Raw genomic sequence first — 7,449 nt, forward strand, 5'->3', positions numbered from 1 at the left:
CCCGGAGACCTCCGGCGGCGGCAGAATCCAGCTGCCGGCGGGGGCCGGGCACGGGCCGGCGGCTGCCGCGCGCGGGGCCGGCCGGACCGTACGCAACCCCCACAACGCATCCACAGGCAGGAGCATCACGTGGCTACCGTTCCCGCGGAGCTGATCAGCCGGGCACAGGCGTGGCTGGCCGAGGACCCCGACCCGGAGACCCGGGACGAGCTCGCCAAGCTGATCGAGGCGGCGGATCTCGACGAGCTGGCGGGGCGGTTCGCCGGCACCCTCCAGTTCGGCACCGCCGGGCTGCGCGGCGAGCTGGGCGCCGGTCCGATGCGGATGAACCGCGCCGTGGTCATCCGGGCGGCGGCCGGGCTCGCGGCGTACCTGAAGGACAGCGGACAAGGGGATGGCCTGGTCGTCGTCGGCTACGACGCCCGCTACAAGAGCGCCGACTTCGCGCGGGACACCGCGGCGGTCATGGTCGGTGCGGGTCTGCGCGCCGCGGTCCTGCCCCGCCCGCTGCCGACCCCCGTGCTGGCCTTCGCCATCCGGCACCTGGGCGCGGTCGCCGGCGTCGAGGTGACCGCCAGCCACAACCCGCCGCGGGACAACGGCTACAAGGTCTACCTGGGCGACGGCTCACAGATCGTGCCGCCCGCGGACGCCGGGATCGCCGAGCGGATCGCCGCGGTCCGGTCGCTGGCCGACGTGCCGCGCCCGGAGGCCGGCTGGGAGACCCTCGACGAGGCCGTGCTGACCGCCTATCTGGAGCGTACGGACGCGGTGCTGACCCCCGGGTCGGCCCGGGACATCGGCGTCGTCTACACGCCGATGCACGGCGTCGGCCGGGACACCCTGGTCGCCGCCTTCGCGCGCGCCGGCTTCCCGGCCCCCGCGGTCGTCGCCGAACAGGCCGAGCCCGACCCGGACTTCCCGACGGTCGCCTTCCCCAACCCGGAGGAGCCGGGCGCGATGGACCTCGCGTTCGCCACCGCCCGCTCCCTGGCCCCGGGCAGCGTCGACATCGTCATCGCCAACGACCCGGACGCGGACCGCTGCGCCGTCGCCGTGCCCGCCCCCGGTACGCCGGAGGGCTGGCGGATGCTGCGCGGCGACGAGGTCGGCGCGCTGCTGGCCGCGCACCTCGTCCGCAAGGGCGCCGCGGGCACGTTCGCGACGACGATCGTCTCCTCCCAGCTGATGTCCCGTATCGCGGCGGGCGCCTCGCTCCCGTACGAGGAGACGCTGACCGGCTTCAAGTGGCTGGCCCGCGCCGACGGCCTGCGCTACGCCTACGAGGAGGCGCTGGGCTACTGCGTCGACCCCGAGGGCGTCCGCGACAAGGACGGCATCACCGCCGCGCTGCTGATCACCGAGCTGGCCGCGGAGCTGAAGCAGGCCGGTCGCGGCCTGGCCGACCTCCTCGACGAACTGGCCGTGGAGTTCGGCCTGCACGCCACCGACCAGCTCTCGGTGCGGGTCGAGGACCTGTCGCTGATCGCCGGTGCGATGCGCCGGCTGCGGGAGCGGCCGCCGACCGCGCTGGCCGGCCTGGCGGTGACCCGGGCGGACGACCTGAACGAGGGCAGCGCCGCCCTCCCGCCGACCGACGGGCTGCGCTACTACCTGGCGGGCGCGCCGGCGGACGGCATCGAGGCGGCCCGGGTGGTGGTCCGGCCCAGCGGCACCGAGCCCAAGCTCAAGTGCTACCTGGAGGTCGTGGTGCCGGTGGCCGACGCGGCGGCGCTGCCCGGCGCCCGGACGACGGCCGCGGCGGCGCTGGCCGCCATCAAGAAGGACGTGTCGGCGGCGGCCGGGATCTGAGCGGCCACACACCGTACGGCCTGTCCGACCCCGACCCATCGGACAGGCGCTGAGGGCCGGGCTCCCGCGAGCCCGGCCCTTACGGGTGACACCCGTACTGCACCTGTCGCAGCTCTTCGCGGCGGGCCGGGCCGGAGCGCGGAACGCTGGAGCCGGACGTTCCCCGCGCCCGGACCCAGTCCTCCAGGAGTTGCGCCGTGCCCACGACCGCACCCCCGCCGGCCGCCGCCCCGGCGCACCCGGGGCCGCCGCCGTCCCGGCGGCACGAGACGGTCGGCGCCCTGGCCGTCGCGCTCCGCAGGGCCGCGCCCGCGCTGCTCGGCTACGCCGCCGTCCGCGCCCTGGGGACCCTCGTCCTGATGAAGTGGGCGCACGCCCGGCACCACGGACTGTGGCCGCTGCTGGCCACCCAGTGGGACTCGGGCTGGTACCTGGGCATCGCCGGCCACGGCTACGAGCACACCCTCGGCCACGACTTCCACGAGAACAACCTCGCCTTCTTCCCCCTCTACCCGGTGCTCATCAAGGCCGTCGCCGCGGTCACGCCCGGCTCCCGGGCGACGGCCGGCCTGCTGATCGCCGTCGGCTGCTCGCTGCTCGCGGCGTGGGGGGTCTTCGCGGTCGGCGACCGGCTCCACGGACGCCGGGTCGGCACCGCCCTGGCGGTCCTGTGGGGCGCCGCCCCGGTCGCCGTGATCGAGTGGATGGGCTACACGGAGTCGCTGTTCACGGCGCTGGCCGCCTGGTCGCTGTACGCGGTGCTGACGGGGCGCTGGCTGGCGGCCGGCGGCCTCGCGCTGCTCGCCGGCCTGACCCGCCCCACGGGCCTCGCGCTCGCCGCGGCGGTCTCGCTGTGCGCGCTGCTCGCCCTCCGGCGGCGGCCCGGCGGTGCGGCGGCCGCCGCACCCGCCCCCCGGCTGCTCGCCGCGGCCCTCCTCGCGCCGCTCGGCTGGCTCGGCTACGTCGGCTGGGTGGGGCTGCGACTCGGCCGCGCCGACGGCTACTTCGCGGTCCAGAAGATGTGGCACAACGAATGGGACGGCGGCGTCCAGACGCTGCGCTCGCTCCGCTCGATCCTCGGCTACCAGGCCCGGCCGCAGCTGTTCTACGTGGTGATCTCGCTGGTGCTGATCGGGTCGGGCGTGCTGTACGTGCTGTGCGTGGCCGACCGGCAGCCGCTGCCGCTGCTGGTGTTCAGCGGTGTGCTGCTGGCGATCGTGCTGGGCAGCGGCGGGGTGTACTTCCCGCGCGCCCGCTTCCTGCTGCCCGGTTTCCCGCTGCTGCTGCCGCTGGCCCGCGGGATCGTCCGGGCGCGGCGCCGAACGGCCGTACTGGCGCTGGGCGGTGCGGCGTTGGCGTCGGCCTACGTGGGCGCGTACATGATGCTGGTGTACACCGGCGCGCCGTAGCGGGCGGGCCCGGCCGGGGCCCCGGCGCCGCCAGGGCCCGTCCGCACCTGACCGCCATCGGACGGACCCTACAGGGCCAGCGTCACCGCGAGCCCCACCGCGCCGGCCACGCTCGGCGCGATGACCGCGTACGCCCAGCGCACCTCCGGCTCGCCCCGCGCGCTCTCGCGGTGGGCGGCGCGCTCCCTGATCTCGCGCAGCTCCGCCAGGGCCTGGTCGGCCATCGCGCGCGGCGCCGGACCGGCGTCCGCCTGGAGACCGAAGCGGGGCCGGGCCGGGCCCGCGCCGCGAGCCGGCTGCCGGGCGGCCTTCTTGCGCTGGCGCAGCGAGACCGGGATGGCCCAGAGCTGGTACTTGCCGCCGCCGGTGCACACCTCGGCGGAGAAGGTCGCCCGCAGCTCCTCGACGGCGGACCAGGGCAGCGTGATCGTACGGAACGGGTTGCGCACCGTCAGCCGGTCCTCACTCGCCCTGACCAGGGGCCGGAGCGTGAAGGCGATGACCAGCGGCACGCCGAGGAGGAGGACGAAGACCGCGGTGAGCTTGGTGTGGAGGGTGCCGTGCAGCACCGCGTCGACACCGAGCCAGAGGCCGAGCAGGAGGAGCAGCGCGCCGCCGGCCAGGGCCGCGGGCGAGCGGTAGCTGCGCTCCGCGTACTGCTGCTGGGGCGGGGTGGACCGGTCCGGGCTCGTCATGCCGCCGATTCTGCCCGACCGTCCGCATGGCGGACATTGCGTTACGGCATCGGTCATTGCGTCACCGCATCGATGGCGGCAGGTCGTGGCCGTCCACCGGCGGCCGCGCAATCCGGTCAGGAAGGGGGGCTGGCATGTCGCTACGCGCGTAGATATGCTCCCCTCGTGACCATGCCCACTGCCATTTCGGAAGTACCCGCATCCGGCAACGAAGCCGCGGGGCGACTGGCGTCGATGGCGGATGTGACCGCCTCCGACGGAGCGCTGCGCCGTTTCCTGCACGGACTCCCCGGCGTCGACGCCGTAGGGCTCCAGGCCCGCGCCGCCGCGCTCGGCACCCGTTCGATCAAGACCACGGCGAAGGCGTACGCCATCGACCTGGCCATCTCGATGATCGACCTGACGACGCTCGAAGGCGCCGACACCCCCGGCAAGGTCCGGGCGCTGTGCGCCAAGGGCATCCATCCGGACCCGACGGATCAGTCCGTCCCGAAGGTCGCGGCGATCTGCGTCTATCCGGACATGGTCGCCACGGCCAAGGAGGCGCTGGCCGGTTCCGGGATCCATGTCGCGTCCGTCGCCACCGCCTTCCCGGCGGGCCGGGCGGCGCTGCCCATCAAGCTCGCCGACACCCGGGACGCGGTGGCGGCCGGCGCCGACGAGATCGACATGGTGATCGACCGGGGCGCCTTCCTCTCCGGCCGCTACCTGGACGTCTTCGAGGAGATCAAGGCCGTCAAGGAGGCGTGCGCACGGCCCGACGGTACGGCCGCCCACCTCAAGGTGATCTTCGAGACCGGCGAGCTCCAGACGTACGACAACGTCCGCCGGGTCTCCTGGCTCGCGATGCTCGCGGGCGCCGACTTCATCAAGACCTCGACGGGCAAGGTGGCCGTGAACGCCACGCCGCCGGTCACCCTCCTCATGCTCGAAGCCGTCCGCGACTTCCGCGCGCAGGCCGGCGTCCAGGTCGGCGTGAAGCCGGCCGGCGGCATCCGGACCACCAAGGACGCGCTCAAGTACCTGGTGATGGTCAACGAGACGGTGGGCGAGGACTGGCTCAGCGCCGACTGGTTCCGCTTCGGCGCCTCCAGCCTCCTCAACGACCTGCTGATGCAGCGCCAGAAGCTCAGCACCGGCCGCTACTCCGGCCCCGACTACGTGACGGTGGACTGAACCGCTATGAGCTCAGCATTTGACTACGCACCGGCGCCCGAGTCCCGCGCGGTCGTCGACCTGGCACCGGCCTACGGGCTGTTCATCGACGGCGAGTTCACCGAGGGCACGGGCGGCGACCTGCGCAAGAGCGTCTCGCCGGCCACCGAAGAGGTGCTGGCCGAGTACACCCAGGGCACCGCCGACGACGTCGACCGGGCCGTGAAGGCCGCCCGCACCGCGTTCGGGAAGTGGTCCGCGCTGCCCGGCGCCGAGCGCGCCAAGTACCTCTTCCGGATCGCCCGGATCATCCAGGAGCGCTCGCGCGAGCTGGCCGTCCTGGAGACGCTGGACAACGGCAAGCCGATCCGCGAGTCGCGGGACGCCGACCTGCCGCTGGTGGCCGCGCACTTCTTCTACTACGCGGGCTGGGCGGACAAGCTGGGCCACGCCGGCTTCGGGCCGGACCCCAAGCCGCTGGGCGTGGCCGGCCAGGTCATCCCGTGGAACTTCCCGCTCCTCATGCTGGCGTGGAAGGTCGCCCCGGCGCTGGCCTGCGGCAACACCGTCGTCCTCAAGCCCGCCGAGACCACCCCGCTGTCCGCGCTGTTCTTCGCGGACATCTGCCGCCAGGCGGGCCTCCCCAAGGGTGTCGTCAACATCGTCACCGGTGACGGCTCGACCGGCGCCGCGCTGGTGGCCCACCCCGGCATCGACAAGGTCGCCTTCACCGGCTCCACCGAGGTCGGCAAGGCGATCGCCCGCACGGTCGCCGGTACGGACAAGCGGCTCACCCTCGAACTGGGCGGCAAGGCGGCCAACATCGTCTTCGACGACGCGCCGCTCGACCAGGCCGTCGAGGGCATCGTCAACGGCATCTTCTTCAACCAGGGCCACGTCTGCTGCGCCGGTTCGCGGCTGCTGGTCCAGGAGTCGGTCCAGGACGAGCTGCTGGACGCGCTGAAGCGGCGGATGGCCACCCTCCGGGTCGGCGACCCGCTCGACAAGAACACCGACATCGGCGCGATCAACTCCGCCGAGCAGCTGGCCCGGATCACCGAGCTGGCCGACGCGGGCGAGGCCGAGGGCGCCGAGCGCTGGTCGCCGGCGTGCGAACTGCCGGGCTCCGGCTACTGGTTCGCGCCGACGCTGTTCACCGGCGTCACCCAGGCCCACCGGATCGCCCGCGAGGAGGTCTTCGGCCCGGTGCTGTCCGTGCTGACCTTCCGTACGCCGGAGGAGGCGGTGGCCAAGGCCAACAACACGCCGTACGGCCTGTCGGCGGGCATCTGGACCGAGAAGGGTTCCCGGATGCTGTGGATGGCGAGCAAGCTGCGCGCGGGCGTCATCTGGTCCAACACGTTCAACAAGTTCGACCCGGCCTCGCCGTTCGGCGGCTACAAGGAGTCGGGTTTCGGCCGCGAGGGCGGCCGACACGGTCTGGAGGCGTACCTCAATGTCTGATCGCCTGAGCGTTCTCAAGACCTACAAGCTGTACGTCGGGGGCAAGTTCCCCCGGTCCGAGAGCGGGCGGGTGTACGAGGTGACCGACGCAAAGGACAACTGGCTCGCCAACGCCCCGCTTGCCTCCCGCAAGGACGCACGGGACGCGGTGGTCGCCGCCCGCAAGGCGTTCGGCGGCTGGTCGGGCGCCACCGCGTACAACCGCGGCCAGATCCTCTACCGCACCGCGGAGATGCTGGAGGGCCGCCGGGACCAGTTCACCGCCGAAGTGGCGGACGCCGAGGGGCTGTCGAAGGCGAAGGCCGCGGCGCAGGTGGACGCGGCGATCGACCGCTGGGTCTGGTACGCGGGCTGGTCCGACAAGGTCGCCCAGATCGCCGGCTCGGCGAACCCGGTCGCGGGCCCGTACTTCAACCTGTCCGCCCCGGAGCCGACCGGTGTGGTCGCCGTGCTGGCCCCGCAGGAGTCGTCGTTCCTGGGCCTGGTCTCGGTGATCGCCCCGGCGATCGTCACCGGCAACACGGCCGTGGTGGTGGCCTCGGAGAAGGCCCCGCTGCCGGCGCTGTCGCTGGCCGAGGTGCTGGCCACCTCCGACCTGCCGGGCGGTGTGGTCAACCTCCTCTCGGGCCGCACGGCGGAGCTGGCCGCTCCGCTCGCCGCCCACCAGGACGTCAACGCCATCGACCTCACCGGCGCCGGCGCCGAACTGGCCGGGGAGTTGGAGACGGCGGCGGCCGACAACCTCAAGCGGGTGCTGCGCCCGCGGGCCGCGGACTGGACGGCCGACCCGGGCACGGAGCGGCTGCTGGCCTTCCTGGAGACGAAGACGGTCTGGCACCCGATGGGCGTCTGACCGGTCTTCGGCGGACCGCATACCGGTACGGCGAACGGCGCGGGACCTCACCCGACAGGGG

At 73.7% G+C, this 7,449-nt stretch carries 6 protein-coding genes; 5 read left to right on the plus strand and 1 reads right to left on the minus strand.

Annotation, left to right across the window (positions count from 1 at the left end; translation table 11 throughout):
• Positions 1-129 precede the first annotated feature (129 nt).
• On the plus strand, positions 130-1,812 hold the full coding sequence (locus ACO1BR_RS10500) for a phospho-sugar mutase (protein ID WP_426794756.1): 1,683 nt from the start codon (positions 130-132) through the stop codon (positions 1,810-1,812).
• A 197-nt stretch (positions 1,813-2,009) separates the two neighbouring features.
• The gene (locus ACO1BR_RS10505) at positions 2,010-3,221 is read left to right on the plus strand and encodes a hypothetical protein (RefSeq protein WP_426794757.1); all 1,212 of its coding nucleotides are present in this window, start codon (positions 2,010-2,012) and stop codon (positions 3,219-3,221) included.
• Between the two features lie 68 nt (positions 3,222-3,289).
• On the opposite strand, the gene ACO1BR_RS10510 is transcribed toward ACO1BR_RS10505, so the two are convergent.
• Positions 3,290-3,916 (minus strand): PH domain-containing protein, encoded by a 627-nt coding sequence (locus tag ACO1BR_RS10510; RefSeq protein WP_426794758.1) that lies wholly within the window; start codon positions 3,914-3,916, stop codon positions 3,290-3,292.
• A gap of 171 nt (positions 3,917-4,087) precedes the next feature.
• Between ACO1BR_RS10510 and deoC the strand changes: the two genes are divergently transcribed.
• From deoC to ACO1BR_RS10525, 3 genes are read left to right on the plus strand one after another with little or no spacing between them, the layout of a single operon-like run.
• Positions 4,088-5,092, plus strand: coding sequence for a deoxyribose-phosphate aldolase (gene deoC / locus ACO1BR_RS10515; RefSeq protein WP_426794928.1), 1,005 nt, complete (start codon positions 4,088-4,090; stop codon positions 5,090-5,092).
• Between the two features lie 6 nt (positions 5,093-5,098).
• On the plus strand, positions 5,099-6,535 hold the full coding sequence (locus tag ACO1BR_RS10520; protein ID WP_426794759.1) for an aldehyde dehydrogenase family protein: 1,437 nt from the start codon (positions 5,099-5,101) through the stop codon (positions 6,533-6,535).
• Positions 6,528-7,388 (plus strand): aldehyde dehydrogenase family protein, encoded by an 861-nt coding sequence (locus ACO1BR_RS10525; RefSeq protein WP_426794760.1) that lies wholly within the window; start codon positions 6,528-6,530, stop codon positions 7,386-7,388. Before ACO1BR_RS10520 ends, ACO1BR_RS10525 begins: the two co-directional genes overlap by 8 nt.
• The last annotated feature ends 61 nt before the right edge of the window (positions 7,389-7,449 follow it).

It is taken from the genome of Streptomyces sp. YGL11-2 (assembly GCF_050054615.1).
Taxonomy (GTDB): domain Bacteria; phylum Actinomycetota; class Actinomycetes; order Streptomycetales; family Streptomycetaceae; genus Streptomyces.